Origin of the sequence: Sphingomonas sp. Leaf37 (assembly GCF_920939475.1) — a bacterium.
Taxonomy (GTDB): Bacteria; Pseudomonadota; Alphaproteobacteria; order Sphingomonadales; family Sphingomonadaceae; genus Sphingomonas.
The window spans coordinates 682,493-699,903 of sequence record NZ_CAKLAX010000002.1 but is presented as its reverse complement, the minus strand read 5'-3'; the positions used below and the strand labels follow the sequence as shown (position 1 = coordinate 699,903).

Sequence of the window (17,411 nt, the reverse complement as noted above, 5' to 3'; positions counted from 1 at the left end):
CGCCGCATCCATGGGAGTTACGCAACCGATGATCCTCCGTAGCCTGCTGCTCGCCTCTACCCTTCTTGCCGCGGCCCCTGCGCTCGCCCAAGTGAAGCCGATGACCGATACCACCACCGCGACCGATCCGTACATCTGGCTCGAGGACAAGGACGGCGCGAAGCCGCTTGCCTGGGTCGAGGCGGAGAATGCCAAGACGCTGCCGCGGTTGCAGAACGATCCGCGCTACAAGACCTTCTATGCCGAGGCGCTGGCGATCGCGTCGGCTAAGGATCGCATCCCGATGCCGAACCAGTTGTTCGGCCGCATCTACAACTTCTGGCGCGACGCCGATCATCCGCAGGGCATCTGGCGGTGGACGACGGAGGCGGGTTACGCCGCCGCGCAGCCGCAATGGACGACGGTGCTCGACCTCGACGCGCTGTCGCAGGCCGAGGGCAAGAAGTGGGTGTGGAAGGGCGCGTCCTGCCTCCAGCCCGACGAACGGCTGTGTCTGGTCGCGCTGTCCGAGGGCGGCGAGGATGCGATCAGCTATCGCGAGTTCGATCTCCAGACCGGGCAGTTCGTCGCCAATGGCTTTGCGCTGTCCAAGTCGAAGCAGGGTGCGTCGTGGCTCGACAAGGATACTTTGCTGGTCAGCCGCGACTGGGGGCAGGGGACGATGACCGCGTCGAGCTACCCGTTCGTGGTCAAGATGGTGAAGCGCGGCCAGCCGCTGGAGCAGGCGCAGGAAATCTTCCGCGGGCAACCGACCGACCAGCTCGGCACCTATGCCGGCGTGATCACCGACGGACAGGGCAACAGGCTGGTCGCGATCCAGCGGCGTACGACCTTCTTCGGTGGCGAGACGCATGTCTGGACGCCGCAGGGCACCAAGAAGCTCGATATCCCGGCGCGCACCTCGCCCGCCGGCATGGTCGCTGGGCAGGTGCTGTTCCAGACCAGCGATCCCTGGGGTGCGATCCCGGCCGGCGCGCTGGCGTCCGCGCCGGTCGCCGAGGTGCAGGCCAATGCGATCAAGCCGGTGCTGGTGTTCTCGCCGACGCCGCGCCAGTCGGTCGACGAGGTGGTGACGACGAAGAACAACGTCGTGCTGATCTACAACGACAACGTGCGTGGTCGTGCGGCGATCTACACGCCGGGCAAGAGCGGCTGGACGTCGAAGCCGGTGGCGCTGCCCGACAATGCGTCGCTCGGCGTCGCCAGCGCCGACGACAAGAGCGACCATGCCTATCTGACCGTCACCGGCTTCCTGACGCCGACGACCTTGCTGCCGCTCGATGCCGCGGCGGCCACCGCCGCCACGCCGGTCAAGACGCTGCCCGCCAAGTTCGATGCCGCCAATCTGGTCGTCGAGCAGCATGAGGCGACCTCGACCGACGGCACCAAGGTGCCGTATTTCATCGTCCACAAAAAGGGCGTGGCGCTGGACGGCACGACGCCGACGATCATGACGGCATACGGCGGGTTCGAGCTGCCGATGCTGCCCAGCTACAACGCCTCGACCGGCAAGCTGTGGCTGGAGCGCGGCGGCAGCTTCGTCCTCGCCAATATCCGCGGCGGCGGCGAGTTCGGGCCGAAGTGGCATGACGCCGGTCGCAAGACCAAGCGGCAGGTGATCTACGACGATTTCGCCAGCGTCGCGAAGGACCTGTTCAGCCGCAAGCTGACCAGCCCGCAGACGCTCGGCATCTATGGCGGGTCGAACGGCGGCCTGCTGATGGGCGTCGAGTTCAACCAGCATCCCGACCTGTGGAAGGCCGTGACGATCCAGGTGCCGCTGCTCGACATGATCCGCTACGAACAGATCGCCGCGGGCGCGTCCTGGGTCGACGAATATGGTTCGGTGACGGTGCCGGAGGAGAAGGCGTTTCTCCAGACGATCTCGCCCTACCAGAACATCAAGAAGGGCGTCGCCTATCCGGAGCCGTACATCTGGACGACGACCAAGGACGACCGCGTCGGCCCGCAGCACGCGCGCAAGTTCGCCGCGCGGCTGAAGGAATATAACCTGCCGTATCTGTTCTACGAGGACACCGCCGGCGGCCATTCGGGCGATGCCGACATCGAACAGGGCGCGCGGTTGCAGGCGCTGCAGATGACGTACTTCGCACAAAAGCTGATGGGGCCGGCCGCAGGGAGTCAGACCGCGGCGAAATAGCGTGACCCACGCCGGAGGGTATCTGACACTCCGGCGCCGGATCGCGGCGCATCCTTTTCACGAAACGTCACCTTGCGACGGAGCCAGTGAGTCTTACGTATACGAATGCACTATTGCTGCGATGCAGCACGACCGTATAGGGTAATCGCGATGACCCAGACCCAAGCCGCGACGGCAGCGCCGACCGGGCCGGTGCCGACGATGTTCGAAGCGATCGTCCGCCAGCTTGCCGTGACCGCCACCTACAACCGGGGATCGGTGACGATCGCTCCGCATATCCTCTACACGCGGCACGGCGAGATCTACGTCGACGCCGTCACCGTCGAACGGGACGGAAAGCCGCCGCGTGAGGAGAAGCTCGGCACGTTCAAGCTCGACGGGCTCGGCGAACCGACATTGACCGACAAGGCCTTTACGCCAAGCACGCTGTTCGAACCGGCAGCCGAGAAATATGTCGGCGAAACGCTGATGGCGGTCGAGCGGCGCTGATCGCCCGCCCGACCCCAAGGACATTCAGCGACAGCGAACCTGCGACTGGTTCTGCTCGATCGAACGCCCGGCAAGCGCACCCACCGCACCACCCAGCAACGTGCCGACCGTGCGGCTGCGTCCGCCGTCGATGACGTTGCCGAGGATTCCGCCGGCTGCGCCGCCGGCGATCAGTCCGGTCGTGCCGTCGTTCCGCTTGCAATAATAACGGCCGTCGTTGCCGGCATAGACGCGTTCGTCCGCGCTCAGCGTACGTTCGCGATAGTTCGAACCCGAACGGTAATAACGGGATGGATCGTATCCGTTTTCGTACCGGTCGTCTTCGGCAGAGTAATCCTCGTCCTGATAGCGGGGGTCGGCGACGCGCGGTTCGTCGTAATTGCCCGGGAGCGGTGCGGTGCGATATCCGCCCGACCCGGCGTTCCCCCGGCCGGCGCGATACCGATCGAACTCCGCTCGATAGCGGGCAAGCTCGGCATCGAACCGCTGCTGGGCGGCGGCGAAGCGCGCGTCGTCACTGGCGGACTGCGCAAAAACGGGCGATCCGGCAGACAGGGTCAGGGCGGCGGCGGCAAAGAGACAGGATCTGAACATCGGGATGTTCCTCAAGCCCGCCCGGTGAGTCGGACGGCGGCAGAGCATACGCAGCGTGACGCTTGGCGGTTCCTGAACAGAACGGGCCAAGAAACACTGGCAGGTTGCGCGATCAGGCAGTAACTTGCTGAAGTGGGGCGGAAACTTGATCTGAATCAATGCGAGAATTCTCTGCCGTTCCTGTGCGGGGACGGGGAGATGATCGAGCGCGTCCGCAGCCTTGACTGGGCAGCGACGCCGCTGGGCGCGGCAGCGGACTGGCCTGTCGAGCTCAAGACGACGGTGGGCACGATCCTGGCATCGGACTTTCCCGCGGCGATCGTCTGGGGACCGCAGTTCACGACGATCTACAACGATGCCTTTCGTCCGCTGCTGGGCAACAAACACGCCTGTCTGGGGCAGGGGTTCGATCGCATCTGGGCGGAGGCGTGGGACACGATCGCGCCGATCGCCCGGCGAGCCTATGCGGGGCAGAGTACGTTCATCTCGGATTTTCCCCTGACCATCAACCGGAACGGGGCCGCCGAAGAAGCCTTCTTCACCTTCAGCTATTCGCCGCTACGCCTGTCCGACGGCACCATCGTCGGCATGATCGATACGGTGATGGAAACGACGGCAAGCGTCCGCGCGCGCATCCAGGCGGAGGTGCTGAACCACGAACTCGGGCACCGGCTCAAGAACACGGTTGCGATGATGCAATCGCTGGTGCTCCAGACGCTGCGCGACGTTCCGGACCGGGGCGCGGTGGCTGCGCTGATGGAACGCGTGGCGGCGATGGGTCATGCGCACGACGTGTTGCTGGCATCGAACTGGGCGGCGGCCGACCTGCGCGTCGTTGCAGCCACCGTACTCGCGCCACACGATCCTGGCGATCGTTTCACGCTGCACGGGCCACCGGTAACGCTGGGACCCCGCGCGGTCCTGGGCCTGTCGCTGATGCTGCACGAACTCGCCACGAACGCGGCGAAATACGGCGCGCTGTCGGTGTCGGACGGGCACGTGACTCTCGACTGGCGTATCCATGATGGCGAACTGGCGCTGTTCTGGCGTGAACGCGACGGCCCGGTTTGCACGGCGCCGGCACGTACCGGGTTCGGATCGCGATTGATCGACCGAGGGCTGGGCAGGGGCCGCGTCAGCCGCCGGTACCCGGCAACCGGGGTCGAGGTCGATCTTCACGTACCGACAGCCGAACTGCTCGACGGATGATACATCGGCCTGCCGGCTCCCAAGGGGGGGCGGCAGGCCGACAGAACGATGCAGTCGGCTTAGGCCGCGCGGGCCTTTTCGTCGTGCGTGTTCGCATCTTCGACTGCGGCCAGCGGCGCGCCAGACTTGATCGCGATGGTCTTCGGCTTCATCGCTTCGGGAACTTCGCGCACCAAGTCGATGACGAGCAGACCGTCGTTCAGACGGGCATCCTCGACGAACACGAAGTCCGCGAGTTCGAAGCGGCGCTCGAAGCTGCGGTTGGCGATGCCGACATGCAGGAAATTGGCATTCGCCGCCTTGTCGTCTTTCTTGCCAGCGACCAGCAGCAGGTTCTGCTGTGCGGTGATCTCGATCTCGTCGCGCGCGAAACCGGCCACCGCGAGCGTGATGCGGTAACGATCCTCGGCAAGGCGTTCGAGATTGAAGGGGGGATAATTCTCTGCCGTAGCCGAGCGGGCGTTGCTTTCCAGCATATCGAACAGCCGGTCGAAACCGATGGTCGAGCGGCGATAGGGGGTCAGGTCGAGTCGCATGTCAAATCCTCCACAGGAAGCGAGTTGCACGACGGCATCCACAATGGTGCGATGCCGGTGCACGGCCCGTCATTGGCACCGTGCCGTACCTATCTGGTTCGCTGTCATGCGGCTTCAAGAGGGGCGCACACCAAAAAAAATCGGCCCGTCCGTTGATGCCGAAGCATGGCTTTGTCCCGCCCAAGCTTCTCCATCTTTGAATATCCCCCGAAACGATAGAGTTTGACGACAAAGAACCTTCAGGGAGCTTGCCATGTCGTTGACCCTCGCCATTCTGCTGGCCGGCCAGATCGCCGTTCCACCTGCGGACGTACCAGCGCCCGATCCACAGGCCGGGACTGCGGCAGCGCCCGTGGCGGATGAGCAGGAGGCGACCGGCCGTACCGGTCCCGCGGCAAGCAATGCGGGCGGCGACATTCTCGTCACCGCCCGCCGCCGTGCCGAATCGGTGCAGCGTGTACCGATCGCGATGTCGGTGATCGGGGGCACCGCGTTGGCGGAGACGGGTACGTATAACGTCAACCGGCTGACGCAGCTGCAACCTTCGCTGCAATTCTACTCGACCAATCCGCGCAATTCCGCAGCCAACGTCCGCGGATTGGGCGCGCCGTTCGGGCTGACCAACGACGGCATTGAGCAAGGCGTCGGCATCTACGTCGATCAGGTCTATTACAGCCGTATCGCATCGGCGACGTTCGATTTTACCGACACCGAGCGGATCGAGGTGCTGCGCGGACCGCAGGGCACGCTTTACGGCAAGAACACGACCGCCGGCGCGATCAACGTCACCACTCGCAAGCCGAGCTTCACGCCGGAAGCGCGGATCGAGTTGACCGGTGGCAACCTCGACTTCTTTCAGGGCAAGGCATCGGTATCCGGCCCGCTGGTCGACGACAAGGTCGCGATCCGTCTGTCCACGTCGATCACCACGCGACGCGGCACGATCTACAACACGCGCCAGAACGAATGGCAGAACAGCCAGGACAACCAGTCGCTGCGTTCGCAAATCTACTGGAAAGCGACCGATACGCTCGATTGGACGCTTTACGGCGACTATAACCGCCAGAACCCCAATTGCTGCGTGCAATATTACGCTCGCACCGGCGCGACGCAGCGGCCGGTCACCCGGCAATATGCGGCGCTGGCGGCAGCGCAGGGCTATGTCGTGCCATCAACCGACGCCTTCGACCGCGTAACCGACGTCGACACCGATCTTCGTGCGAAGCAGGAACTCGGCGGACTGTCGCTGGTCGGCAATCTCGATCTTGGCGGTGCGACGCTCACGTCGGTCTCGGCATGGCGGTTCTGGCACTGGAACCCGTCGAACGACCGCGACTTCATCGGGCTGCCGATCACCACCGTCTCCGCCAATCCGTCGCAGCAAAGCCAGGCGAGTCAGGAGCTTCGCATATCATCGAACGGCGTACGCTCGCTCGATTACGTCGCCGGCCTGTTCTATTTCTACCAGACGATCGATACCCAGGGGTTGCAGGTCCAGGGGCCAGCCGCGAGCGCGTTCCTGCTCAATCCGGCCAGCGCCGCCAGCCGGGACCCGTCGACGCTGAATGGCCTGACCTCACGCAACACGATCGGGTTCAAGAATACGTCGGCGGCGCTGTTCGGCAAGCTGACGTGGCACCCGACCGAGCAGCTATCGATTTCGCCGGGCCTGCGCGTCAATTACGATAAGAAGGAGGGGTCGTACGTCTCGCTGGTGACCACCGGCACGGGCAGCAGCGATCTGACCGCCGACCAGCGCGGCGTGCTTGCGCCGCAAAGCTATCAGCCCGACTTCGACGACTGGAACGTCTCGGGCGACCTCACCGTCGCCTACGATGTCAGCGATACGGTGCATTATTACGCGACCTATGCGCGCAGCTACAAATCGGGCGGGATCAACCTGTCCGGGCTGCCGCTCGATCGCAACAACAACCCGATCCTCTCATCGGCGACGATCCGCCCGGAGAAGGTCAATCATTTCGAGCTCGGCCTGAAGACCCAGTTCGCCGACCGCCGGGCGACGGTGAACCTCGCGGCGTTCTGGACGGAGATCGAGGACTATCAGGCGACCGTGACGAACAATCAGGTCGGCGTCCTGCGCGGCTATCTCGCCAACGCCGGCAAGGTGCGTACCCGCGGGTTCGAACTGGACAGCGCATTTCGTCCGACCGCGCGGCTCAACATCTACGGCAACGCCGCTTTAACCGATGCGAAATACGTCCGGTTCGTCGATGCTCCGTGCCCGCCCGAGCTGTCGGGCGGCACGGCGCTGGCCGCGGGGCAGACGCCCGCGGCAGCTGGCGTATCAGGAATAAGCCCGGACAATTGCGACATCTCCGGCCAGATCCTGCCCGGCGTTTCGAAATGGGCGTTTTCCTACGGTGCGGAGTATAACCTGCCGCTTCAGCTGTTCGGCACCGACGGCCAGCTCTATGCCGGCGTGGACGGCAGCTATCGTTCGAAATTCTCGTCGAACCCGTCGCGCTCGCGCTACACCGACATCGCCGGCTATGCCCTCACCAACTTTCGCGTCGGCTATCGCAAGGATGGCGACTGGAACGTCTTCGGCTGGCTACGGAACGCGTTCGACACCGACTATTACGAGGTACTCGCAACCCAGAGCGGCAGCACCGGCCTGATCGTCGGCCAGCCGGGCGATCCGCGCACCTATGGCCTGACCCTGTCGAAAAGCTTTTGAGCGGGTTGGGAGTCTCGACGGAATTGGCCGCCGTTATAACGCCGTTCAGGATTGATCTGCGATAACCATCGATGCCGGACAGGGGGCGCGAATTGGAAGCTCCCTCCCTCTGCCCGGCGCTTTTTCGAGGTGAGCGCACAGCCCGGAAACGGCAAACGCCCGGACCGTTTCCGATCCGGGCGCCTGCGTGACGAGAAACCCGTCAGCCCCCTTAGGTCGCCTCCTGGAGCGCGCGTTTTTCGCTGCGCTTCCGATCGGCTATTCCCCGAACCACGGCCGTTGCCTGTGTCTCAGATGAGTTTTTGCTAGGCACCCGGGCGGGCTTTGTCACCGCCTATGTGCGGCCGGTGAACCGATTGGCTGGACCCTGTGTCGAATCCGCAACATTTGTTGCACCCCCCGCCGGCGTCACCTAGAGCCTCGACCCATGCTTCTCTCCACCTACGAACGGATGATCGCCCGGCGCTACCTGCTTCCGGGCAAGGGAGAGGCGTTCATCTTCCTCGTCGCCTCGATCAGCCTCGTCGCGGTGATGCTCGGCGTCGCCGCGCTGGTCATCGTCATGAGCGTCATGAACGGCTTCCGTGCCGAGCTGTTCGACAAGATCGTCGGCCTGAACGGCCATGCGGTGGTGCAGGGCGTCGGTGGCCGGCTGCCCGACTGGCGCGACATCGTCGCGGAGGCGCGGCGGACGCCGGGCGTCACGTCGGCGGTGCCGATGGTCGAGCAGCCGCTCGCCGCGACCTATAACGGCCGTGCCGAGGCGGTACTGGTCCGCGGTCTCGGCACCGCCGACGTCCGTCGCATGATCGGCGGCAAGCTCATCATGGGCTCGCTGTCGGGCATCCGTCCCGGCAACGGCCAGATCGCGCTCGGCTCGCGGCTCGCAGAGGCGCTGGGTGCGCAGGTCGGCAGCGAGGTGTCGCTGTTCAGCCCGCAGGGGCAGACGACGCCGTTCGGGACGGTACCCCGCATCGTCAGCTACAAGGTCGGTGCGATCTTCGAGATCGGCCTGTACGATTACGACAAGGCCTATGTCCTCATGCCGATCGAGGATGCGCAGACATTGCTGCTGCTCGGCGACAATGTCGGCATGATCGAATTGCAGACGGTGGACGCGGACAAGGTCGGGCCGATTCTTGCGCCGCTCGCCGACAAGCTCGGCGGCAATGCGGTGATCGCCGATTGGCGCAGCATGAACGCCCAGCTGTTCCAGGCGCTGGAGGTCGAACGCGTCGCCATGTTCACCGTGCTGTCGATCATCATCCTCGTCGCGGTGTTCAACATCCTCTCGTCGCTGATCATGCTGGTCCGCGCCAAGACGCGCGACATCGCGATCCTGCGGACGATGGGCGCGACGCGCGGCGGGCTGATGCGCATCTTCATGGTGGTCGGCACCACGATCGGCGCTCTCGGCACGCTCGCCGGGCTGGTACTGGGCTTCATCTTCCTGTTCTATCGACAGGCGGTGGTAAACCTCGTCCAGCTGATCACCGGCCAGAATTTGTGGGACCCCTCGATCCGCTATCTGACCGAGCTGCCATCGAAGACCGACCCGGTCGAGATCATCATCATCGCGCTGATGGCGCTGGTGTTCAGCTTCCTCGCCACGCTGTACCCGGCGTGGAAGGCGGCGAGCACCGATCCGGTACAGGTGTTGCGTTATGAGTGAGTTCGACGCGAACGGCGCCGGCGGCATGATCCGGCGCGGCCCCGCGCCGGTCGAAGAGGTCGCGGTGCTCCAGACCACCGGCCTGACCCGCAGCTTCACCCAGGGCGGCGAGACGATCCATGTCCTGCGCGGGGTCGACCTGTCGGTCGCGCCGGGAGAGATCGTCGCGCTGGTCGGCCCTTCCGGGTCGGGCAAGTCCACGCTGTTGCAGGCGGTCGGCCTGCTCGAAGGCGGCTTCCAGGGATCGATCCGCATCGCCGGCACCGAGGCGGCGAAGCTCGACGCGCATGGCCGCACCGTGATGCGCCGCGATCACCTCGGCTTCGTCTACCAGTTCCATCACCTGTTGCCGGATTTCAACGCAACCGAGAACGTCGTCCTGCCGCAACTCGTCCACGGTGCCGATCGCAAGACCGCGGACGACCGGTCTGCGGCGTTGCTGACCGCGCTTGGCCTCGGCCATCGCCTGACGCATCGGCCCAGCCAATTGTCCGGCGGCGAGCAGCAGCGCGTCGCCGTCGCCCGTGCGCTCGCCAACCGCCCGTCGCTGGTGCTGGCGGACGAACCGACCGGCAACCTCGACGAACATACCGCCGACATCGTGCTCGCCGAATTCCTGCGGCTGGTCCGCGGCGAGGGTTCTGCGGCGCTGATCGCCACACACAATGAACGGCTCGCGCAGAAGATGGACCGCGTCGTCCGGCTGCACGAAGGCGTGTTGTCGTGAGCCGGTGGGGCGAGACGTTGACGCTCACCGGCGCTCACGTGACGCTCCGCCCGCTGGAGCGCGCTGACCGGGACGCGTTGGTCGCCGTCGCCGCGGCCGGCAACCTCTGGGACACCTTCTACGCCAATGTGTCGCAGCTAAAGGACGCCGATCGCTGGTTCGACGCCGCCTTTCAGCAGCAGGAGTTCGGGCGCGCCCGGCTGTTCGCCGTTTGCGATTCGGCGGGGCAGGTGGTCGGCACGACCCGCTTCATGCGGATGAGCGAAGGTCATCGGCGGCTCGAACTCGGCGGCACCTTCTATGCGAAGACGGTGCAGCGCACGGGCGTCAACACCGAGGCGAAGCTGCTGCTGCTCACGCATGCGTTCGAGGCGCTGGACTGCCAATGCGTGCAGATCCGCACCGACGCGCTGAATCAACGCAGCCAGACGGCAATCGAGCGGCTTGGTGCCAAACGCGACGGCATCCTCCGCGGCCACCAGATCGTCGATGGACGCCTCCGCGACAGCGTCGTCTACTCGATCCTCGACCGCGAATGGCCGGGCGTTCGCCAGAACCTGTGCTTCCTGCTCGCGAGGCACGCATGATCACCAATTTCACCGTGCAGTCTGCCGATGGGAGCGCCGTGCCGCTCGATCGTTATGCCGGGCAGGTGCTGCTGATCGTCAACACCGCCTCCAAATGCGGCTTCACCCCGCAATATGAGGGGCTGGAGGCGCTCCACCGCCGCTATTCCGATCGCGGCTTCGAGGTGCTGGGCTTCCCCTGCAACCAGTTCGGCGCGCAGGAACCCGGCGACGCGGCAGAGATCTCGCGCTTCTGTTCGCTGACCTATAACGTGACCTTTCCGGTGTTCGCCAAGGTCGACGTCAACGGGGCAGGGGCCGACCCGCTATTCGATCGGCTGAAGCGTGACGCGCCGGGCGTGCTGGGATCGAAGGCGATCAAGTGGAACTTCACCAAATTCCTGGTGAACCGCGCCGGCGAGGTGGTCCACCGCTACGCCCCGGCGACGAAGCCGGAGCAGCTCGCCGCGGACATCGAGGCCCTGTTATAAAACAGACCCGTTCCGGAGCATGAAGGGAGTTACACGGCTGGAGCGGCAAAGGCCGCTGCGCCGGTCTTGTGGTTTAGCGCCGACGCCACCGATGCCACGCCTCCGAACACGAAGCTGATGCCCAATACGAACCCCGGCAGGGTCAGGGCCGACCACGGCAGCGTCGCCAGCACGTACACCGCCAGCAGGAGGTTCACCACGCCCAGCGCAATCATCAGTCCGCGCCCGCGCCGGAACCGCGCACCCAGCCCGATCTCCATCGCGCCGCGAAGCCCGAGCCAGACCGCAACCATCAACGTCAGCGAGAGCGCTCCCGACAGCGGAAAGAACGCCATCAGCAACCCGACCACCAGCGACAGCAGACCGAATCCGATCGCATAGCCGCGTCCCTCATGCCCCTTGCCGGCGAACCCCGCCGCGATCGACACCAGCCCTGCGGCGATGAAGAATGCCCCGATCACCAGCGTCGCCGCGTATGTCGCGGCGAAGGGATTGAGGAACGCCAGCACGCCCAGCACGATCGACAGCACGCCATAGGCCAGTATCCAGCCCCAGCCGGCACCGACAGCGGGCGGGTTCAACGGGTCGGTGGCGGCGTGCGTGTCGGTCATGGCAGGTGTCTCCGTTCACCGGGCCAACGGAGTTATCCACCGCCGGTTCCTCCCGCCGCCTGTTCGAATCACGCGGCGTCGGCTAACGCGCTTCCATGGCCCATTCCGGTTTCGTGCCGCTCCGCATATTCTCGTCCTACACGATGCTCGACGGGGCGATCGAGCCCAAGGCGATCGCCAAGCAGGCGAAGGCGATGCACTTTCCCGCCGCCGGCCTGACCGATCGGAACGGGCTCTATGCGGCGATGGCGTTCTCCGATGCCGCGAAGAAAGACGGCGTACAGCCGGTGATCGGCACGATGCTGTGCGTCGCCCGGCCCGGCATGCCCGACGGCGTCGTCGCACCGCTCGACTGGATCGCGCTCTATGCGCAGGACATGACCGGCTACGACAACCTTTGCGCGCTCGTCAGCCGTGCGCACCTCGATCGCCCGATCGAACTGCCGGCGCACGTCGATTTCGCCGCGCTCGAAGGGCGCACCGATGGCCTGATCGCATTGACGGCGGGCGGTGAGGGGGCACTTGCCCGTCTGTACCACGAGGACCAGCCAGCCCGCGCGACCGACTATATCGACCGCCTTCAGGCGCTGTTCCCCGACCGGCTCTATATCGAGCTTGCCAGACGCGGCGATGCGATCGAGGACGCGGCCGAACAGGCGCTGATCGATCTCGCCTACGACCGCAATCTGCCGCTGGTCGCGACCAACCCCTGCTGCTTCTCGGACAGCGCCTTTCTCGACGCGCACGACGCCATGCTCTGCATTGCGCATTCGACCTATGTCGAAAGCGAGGACCGCATCCGCTCCTGTCCCGACGCGTGGCTGAAACCCGCCGAGACGATGAAGCAGCTGTTCTCCGATTTGCCCGAGGCGATCGAGAACACGCTGGTGGTTGCGCAACGCTGCGCAGTGATGGCGCCGTACCGCAAGCCGATCCTGCCCAGCCTCGCCGGCGATCGTGATGGCGAGGCGGCGATGCTGCGTTCCGAGGCGGAGGCGGGACTGGAGGCGCGGCTCGACCGGATCGAACAACTCGGCACGCAGCCTGCCGACGATCCGGACTGGCGCGACGTCTATCGCAAGCGGCTGGCGTTCGAGGTCGACGTCATCGTCCAGATGGGCTTCCCCGGCTATTTCCTGATCGTCGGCGACTTCATCAAATGGGCGAAGGATCACGACATTCCGGTGGGTCCGGGGCGTGGCTCGGGCGCAGGATCGGTTGTCGCCTGGGCGCTGACGATCACCGACCTCGATCCGATGAAGCTCGGCCTGCTGTTCGAACGCTTCCTCAACCCGGAACGCGTGTCGATGCCCGACTTCGACATCGACTTCTGCGAAACCCGCCGCGGCGAGGTGATCCGCTACGTCCAGGAGAAATACGGCCGCGATCAGGTCGCGCAGATCATCACCTTCGGTAAGCTGAAGGCGCGCGCGGTGCTCAAGGACACCGGTCGCGTGCTCCAGATGAGCTACGGCCAGGTCGATCGCCTCGCCAAGCTGGTGCCCAACCACCCGACCGATCCGTGGGACCTCAAGCGCGCGCTCAACGGCGTGCCGGAGCTCGCCAAGGAATATTCGAACGACAATCAGGTCCGCCGCCTGCTCGACCTCGCCACCAAGCTCGAAGGCCTGCCGCGCCATTCGTCGACGCACGCCGCCGGCGTGGTGATCGGCGACCGTCCGCTCGCCCAGCTGGTCCCGCTCTACCGCGATCCCCGCTCGGACATGCCGGTCACCCAGTTCGACATGAAATACGTCGAGGGCGCAGGGCTGGTGAAGTTCGACTTCCTCGGCCTGAAGACGCTGTCGGTCCTCAAGAAGGCGGTGCAGCTGCTCGCCAAGCGCGGCATCACCGTCGATCTCGATGCGCTGCTGTGGGACGACGAGGCGGTCTACAAATTGCTCCAGAAGGGCGACACCGTCGGCGTCTTCCAGCTGGAATCGGAAGGCATGCGCCGCACGCTGTCGGCCGTTCGCCCGACCAACTTCGGCGACATCATCGCCCTCGTATCGCTCTACCGCCCCGGCCCGATGGACAACATCCCGAGCTTCGGCCGCCGCAAGCAGGGGACGGAGCCGATCGTCTACCCGCACCCCGCGCTCGAGCCGATCCTCGCCGAGACGTACGGCATCTTCGTCTACCAGGAACAGGTGATGCAGGCCGCGCAGATCCTGGCGGGCTTCTCGCTCGGCGGTGCCGATCTGCTGCGCCGCGCGATGGGCAAGAAGATCAAGGCCGAGATGGACGCGCAGCGCGCGATCTTCGTCGAAGGCTGCGCCAAGGTGAACCAGATCCCGAAGGCGAAGGCCAACGAGCTGTTCGACTTGATCGACAAGTTCGCCGGCTACGGCTTCAACAAGAGCCACGCCGCCGCCTACGCACTGCTCGCCTACCAGACCGCGTGGCTCAAGGCGCACCACCCGCACGAATTCTACGCCGCGTCTATGTGCTACGACATGGCGCAGACTGACAAGCTCTGCATATTCGTCGACGACATGCGGCGCCTCGGCGTGACGATCTGCGGCCCTGATATCAACAAGTCGGACGCTGAATTCGACGTCGAGGAGACACCCGACGGCCTCGCCGTCCGCTACGCCCTCGCCGCGCTGAAATCGGTCGGCGAAGGCGCGATGGAACGCCTCGTCGTCGAACGCTCCACCAACGGCCCGTTCAAGAGCATCGACGACCTCGCCACCCGCGTCGACCCGCGCCTCATCAACAAGCGCCAGCTCGAAACGCTCGCCGCCAGCGGCACGTTCGACTGTTTCGACACCAACCGCGCCGGCATCCACGCGGTCGCCGAGACGATCCTTGCCGTCGCCGCCCGCACGCACGCGGGCAAGACCAGCGGCCAGCACGGCCTGTTCGGTGCCGAGGACGTCGCCGGCGACGCGATCAAGCTGCCCGCATCGGCACGCTGGACGATGGCCGATGCAATGGAGCAGGAAAAGGAGGCGTTCGGCTTCTACTTCTCCGCCCACCCGGTCGATCGCCACGCCCATCTCGCCAAGATGCACGGCGCCCGCCAATACGTCGCGCTCACCGAATTGCGCATCCCGGAGGACGGCACCCGCGCCGGCGCGACGATGGCGGTGCTGGTCGAGGATGCGCGCTGGCGCACCTCGGCGCGCGGCAAGCGCTACATGATGGCGACCGTGTCGGACGCCAGCGGCCAGTTCATCGCGACCTGCTTCGACGATTCGGTCGCCGCCGAGCTGGAGGACGCCGCCCGCGCGGCGGGCTGCGGCCTCATCACCGTCGAACTTGATCGCCGCCCGGGCGAGGAAACCCCCCGCGTCTCGATCAAGCGCATCCAGCCGTTCGAGACGCTCGCCTCGATCGCCCGCTTCACCATCGAGGCGAAGGTCGCGCATGCCGCCGGTTTCGAGGCGCTATCCAGACTGCTCGCCCAGCACCGCGGCGCCCGCGGCGAGGTGAGGGCGCGCATCCCGGTCGGCGATGGCGAGGCCGTGGTTCTGCTCGGTCGCGATTTCCTGCTCGACATGGAGCTGGTCGAGGCGATCCAGACGATCCCCGGTGTGACGAACGTCGCGCTCGACCGGGTAGCGTCGCAGCTTCGATCCGTGGGGTAGACGGCATCCGCTGCCCGGATGCCTGACGTACGAAAGCCGAAGTTCATGCCGATCGACACCAGCCTCCCGTTCCGTCCGGTCAACATCGCCGTCCTCACGGTCAGCGACACCCGCAGCCTTGCCGAGGATCGCTCCGGCGACACGCTGGTCGAACGCCTGACCACCGCCGGCCACGTTCTGGTGGACCGCGACATCCTGCGCGACGACACCGACGCGATCGTCACCCGGCTTCACCGCTGGGTCGACGACGAGACGGTCGATTGCGTCATCACCACCGGCGGCACCGGGGTCACCGGTCGCGACGTCACGCCCGAGGCGATCGAGCGCGTCGCCACCAAGATGATCCCCGGCTTCGGCGAACTGTTCCGCTATCTTAGCTACGCCAAGATCGGCACGTCGACCGTTCAGTCCCGCGCCTGCGCCTGCGTTGCCCGCGGCACCTACATCTTCGCGCTTCCCGGCTCCACCGGCGCGGTGAAGGACGGCTGGGACGGCATCCTCGCCGACCAGCTCGACAGCCGCCACCGCCCCTGCAACTTCGTCGAGCTGATGCCCCGCCTGACGGAGCGCTGAGTTCAGGCGACCTGCATCACAGCCAGTTCGTGCCCGTCCGGATCGGCGAAGTGGAACCGCCGCCCGCCCGGAAATGCGAAGGTAGCGACCGTCACCTGCCCACCGGCCGCTTCCACCGCAGCTAGCGCCGCATCGACATCCTCGACCTCGATCACCGGCAACGCCGCTGCGGTCTTCTGTGCGTCATCCGCCTGAAATCCCACGTCGGTATCGCCCGTCACCGTGGCGGCATAGGTCGGCCCGAAGTCGCTGAACGCCCAACCAAACGCGGCGCCGTAGAAGGCCTTCGCCCGCGCCGTATCCGCCACCGGCAGCTCGAGATAGTTCATCCGTGCCATCGCCTGCGTCCTTCCAGCAAAGTTCTTGCTATGTTCTATATCGCCGCCTAGCGATACGCAATGGCCCATGCCAAACGCCCGATCCGCGGTGCGACCGTCAACACGGATAGCCGCCGCTTCAACCTGCCGCAGACGGAGGCGGACGGCGACTGGCTGGACGCGCGCGGTGACGTCGATGGCGCCCCGGCACGCCTGCGCACCACCGTCACGGTCGAACATCCTCGCACGATCATCAGTCGCAACACCTCGCCCGACATCGGCTTCGATCGCTCGATCAATCCATATCGTGGTTGCGAGCACGGCTGCATCTACTGCTTCGCGCGTCCCACGCATGCGTTCCACGATCTCTCCCCCGGCCTCGACTTCGAATCGCGCCTGTTCGCCAAGCCGGAAGCCGCCGATCTGCTCCGTGCCGAGTTGCGAAAGCCCGGCTACACCGTCGCGCCGATCGCGCTGGGCACCAATACCGATCCCTATCAGCCGATCGAAAGCGACTGGCGGATCACCCGCAGCATCATCGAGGTGCTGCACGCGACCGACCATCCGCTCACTATCACCACCAAATCCGACCGCGTCGTGCGCGATATCGACCTGCTGGCCGACATGGCGGCGAAAGGCCTCGCCGGCGTCGCCATGTCGATCACCTCGCTCGATCCGAAGATCGCCAGCACCATCGAACCGCGCGCGCCTCACCCCGAACGCCGGCTGAAGGCGGTGCGCGCGCTCGCCGACGCCGGCGTTCCCGTCTATGTCTCTATTGCGCCGATCATCCCGGCGATCACTGATCACGAACTGGAGCATCTCGTCGCGCGCGCGGCCGGGGCGGGCGCGCGCGCCTGCTTCTTCATCCCCGTCCGCCTGCCGCATGAAGTCGCGCCGCTGTTCCGTGAGTGGCTCGACACCCACTTTCCGGATCGCGCCGGCAAGGTCATGGCCACGATCGCCTCCCTCCGAGGCGGCAAGGACAACGACCCGGAATTCTTTACCCGCATGCGCGGATCGGGGCCATGGGCGGACCTGCTGCGAACCCGCTTCCGGATCGCCACGCGCAAGCACGGCCTCGTTCACCGGCCGCCACCCCTTCGCACGGATCTGTTCCGCCCGCCCGCCGGCGCGCAGGGCGAACTGTTCTGATCTTATCGCATCGCTAACC

Annotated in this window: 15 protein-coding genes; 11 read left to right on the top strand and 4 right to left on the bottom strand. The window is 65.7% G+C overall.

From position 1 onward, the window contains the following. Positions 1-28: 28 nt before the first annotated feature. The gene (locus LRA87_RS08755) at positions 29-2,161 is read left to right on the top strand and encodes a prolyl oligopeptidase family serine peptidase (RefSeq protein WP_230630975.1); all 2,133 of its coding nucleotides are present in this window, start codon (positions 29-31) and stop codon (positions 2,159-2,161) included. Positions 2,162-2,311: 150 nt separating this feature from the next. Continuing rightward, entirely contained in the window at positions 2,312-2,650 is a 339-nt protein-coding gene (locus LRA87_RS08750; protein WP_230630974.1) for a WYL domain-containing protein, read from the top strand. Positions 2,651-2,674: 24 nt separating this feature from the next. On the opposite strand, the gene LRA87_RS08745 is transcribed toward LRA87_RS08750, so the two are convergent. Continuing rightward, positions 2,675-3,244, bottom strand: coding sequence for a glycine zipper 2TM domain-containing protein (locus LRA87_RS08745; protein WP_230630973.1), 570 nt, complete (start codon positions 3,242-3,244; stop codon positions 2,675-2,677). Between the two features lie 198 nt (positions 3,245-3,442). On the opposite strand from LRA87_RS08745, the gene LRA87_RS08740 reads away from it, so the two are divergent. Further along, positions 3,443-4,453: a sensor histidine kinase gene (locus LRA87_RS08740; RefSeq protein WP_230630972.1), complete on the top strand. Its 1,011-nt coding sequence runs from the start codon at positions 3,443-3,445 to the stop codon at positions 4,451-4,453. A 59-nt stretch (positions 4,454-4,512) separates the two neighbouring features. On the opposite strand, the gene LRA87_RS08735 is transcribed toward LRA87_RS08740, so the two are convergent. Further along, positions 4,513-4,989 carry an Hsp20 family protein gene (locus tag LRA87_RS08735; protein WP_230630971.1) on the bottom strand — a complete coding sequence of 159 codons (477 nt, stop codon included), beginning with the start codon at positions 4,987-4,989 and terminating at the stop codon, positions 4,513-4,515. A gap of 253 nt (positions 4,990-5,242) precedes the next feature. On the opposite strand from LRA87_RS08735, the gene LRA87_RS08730 reads away from it, so the two are divergent. From LRA87_RS08730 to LRA87_RS08710, 5 genes are all read left to right on the top strand, one after another. Beyond that, on the top strand, positions 5,243-7,687 hold the full coding sequence (locus tag LRA87_RS08730; RefSeq protein WP_230630970.1) for a TonB-dependent receptor: 2,445 nt from the start codon (positions 5,243-5,245) through the stop codon (positions 7,685-7,687). 427 nt (positions 7,688-8,114) lie between these two features. Beyond that, positions 8,115-9,359 (top strand): lipoprotein-releasing ABC transporter permease subunit, encoded by a 1,245-nt coding sequence (locus LRA87_RS08725; protein ID WP_230630969.1) that lies wholly within the window; start codon positions 8,115-8,117, stop codon positions 9,357-9,359. 25 nt (positions 9,360-9,384) lie between these two features. Continuing rightward, complete coding sequence (locus LRA87_RS08720) at positions 9,385-10,086, top strand: ABC transporter ATP-binding protein (RefSeq protein ID WP_230631211.1); 702 nt, start codon at positions 9,385-9,387, stop codon at positions 10,084-10,086. Continuing rightward, the gene (locus tag LRA87_RS08715; protein WP_230630968.1) at positions 10,083-10,673 is read left to right on the top strand and encodes a GNAT family N-acetyltransferase; all 591 of its coding nucleotides are present in this window, start codon (positions 10,083-10,085) and stop codon (positions 10,671-10,673) included. Before LRA87_RS08720 ends, LRA87_RS08715 begins: the two co-directional genes overlap by 4 nt. After that, entirely contained in the window at positions 10,670-11,143 is a 474-nt protein-coding gene (locus LRA87_RS08710) for a glutathione peroxidase (RefSeq protein WP_230630967.1), read from the top strand. The genes LRA87_RS08715 and LRA87_RS08710 overlap by 4 nt, the downstream gene beginning before the upstream one ends. Positions 11,144-11,172: 29 nt before the next feature. On the opposite strand, the gene LRA87_RS08705 is transcribed toward LRA87_RS08710, so the two are convergent. Continuing rightward, positions 11,173-11,754: an HdeD family acid-resistance protein gene (locus tag LRA87_RS08705; protein WP_230630966.1), complete on the bottom strand. Its 582-nt coding sequence runs from the start codon at positions 11,752-11,754 to the stop codon at positions 11,173-11,175. Between the two features lie 95 nt (positions 11,755-11,849). Here LRA87_RS08705 and dnaE point away from each other — a divergent pair, with 95 nt between their 5' ends. Further along, positions 11,850-15,347 carry a DNA polymerase III subunit alpha gene (gene dnaE, locus LRA87_RS08700; RefSeq protein ID WP_230630965.1) on the top strand — a complete coding sequence of 1,166 codons (3,498 nt, stop codon included), beginning with the start codon at positions 11,850-11,852 and terminating at the stop codon, positions 15,345-15,347. 45 nt (positions 15,348-15,392) lie between these two features. Beyond that, positions 15,393-15,920, top strand: coding sequence for a molybdenum cofactor biosynthesis protein B (gene moaB / locus LRA87_RS08695; RefSeq protein WP_230631209.1), 528 nt, complete (start codon positions 15,393-15,395; stop codon positions 15,918-15,920). Between the two features lie 2 nt (positions 15,921-15,922). Here moaB and LRA87_RS08690 read toward each other — a convergent pair whose 3' ends face one another. After that, on the bottom strand, positions 15,923-16,258 hold the full coding sequence (locus tag LRA87_RS08690; protein WP_230630964.1) for a VOC family protein: 336 nt from the start codon (positions 16,256-16,258) through the stop codon (positions 15,923-15,925). Between the two features lie 60 nt (positions 16,259-16,318). Between LRA87_RS08690 and LRA87_RS08685 the strand changes: the two genes are divergently transcribed. After that, positions 16,319-17,392 carry a PA0069 family radical SAM protein gene (locus LRA87_RS08685; RefSeq protein WP_230630963.1) on the top strand — a complete coding sequence of 358 codons (1,074 nt, stop codon included), beginning with the start codon at positions 16,319-16,321 and terminating at the stop codon, positions 17,390-17,392. Positions 17,393-17,411: the final 19 nt, after the last annotated feature.

Bases quoted from the DNA above. Each gene is read 5' to 3' on its own strand.
- LRA87_RS08755 (WP_230630975.1), top strand. From the start codon at position 29: ATGATCCTCCGTAGCCTGCTGCTCGCCTCTACCCTTCTTGCCGCGGCC.
- LRA87_RS08750 (WP_230630974.1), top strand. From the start codon at position 2,312: ATGACCCAGACCCAAGCCGCGACGGCAGCGCCGACCGGGCCGGTGCCG.
- LRA87_RS08745 (WP_230630973.1), bottom strand. From the start codon at position 3,244: ATGTTCAGATCCTGTCTCTTTGCCGCCGCCGCCCTGACCCTGTCTGCC.
- LRA87_RS08740 (WP_230630972.1), top strand. From the start codon at position 3,443: ATGATCGAGCGCGTCCGCAGCCTTGACTGGGCAGCGACGCCGCTGGGC.
- LRA87_RS08735 (WP_230630971.1), bottom strand. From the start codon at position 4,989: ATGCGACTCGACCTGACCCCCTATCGCCGCTCGACCATCGGTTTCGAC.
- LRA87_RS08730 (WP_230630970.1), top strand. From the start codon at position 5,243: ATGTCGTTGACCCTCGCCATTCTGCTGGCCGGCCAGATCGCCGTTCCA.
- LRA87_RS08725 (WP_230630969.1), top strand. From the start codon at position 8,115: ATGCTTCTCTCCACCTACGAACGGATGATCGCCCGGCGCTACCTGCTT.
- LRA87_RS08720 (WP_230631211.1), top strand. From the start codon at position 9,385: ATGATCCGGCGCGGCCCCGCGCCGGTCGAAGAGGTCGCGGTGCTCCAG.
- LRA87_RS08710 (WP_230630967.1), top strand. From the start codon at position 10,670: ATGATCACCAATTTCACCGTGCAGTCTGCCGATGGGAGCGCCGTGCCG.
- LRA87_RS08705 (WP_230630966.1), bottom strand. From the start codon at position 11,754: ATGACCGACACGCACGCCGCCACCGACCCGTTGAACCCGCCCGCTGTC.
- dnaE (WP_230630965.1), top strand. From the start codon at position 11,850: ATGGCCCATTCCGGTTTCGTGCCGCTCCGCATATTCTCGTCCTACACG.
- moaB (WP_230631209.1), top strand. From the start codon at position 15,393: ATGCCGATCGACACCAGCCTCCCGTTCCGTCCGGTCAACATCGCCGTC.
- LRA87_RS08690 (WP_230630964.1), bottom strand. From the start codon at position 16,258: ATGGCACGGATGAACTATCTCGAGCTGCCGGTGGCGGATACGGCGCGG.
- LRA87_RS08685 (WP_230630963.1), top strand. From the start codon at position 16,319: ATGGCCCATGCCAAACGCCCGATCCGCGGTGCGACCGTCAACACGGAT.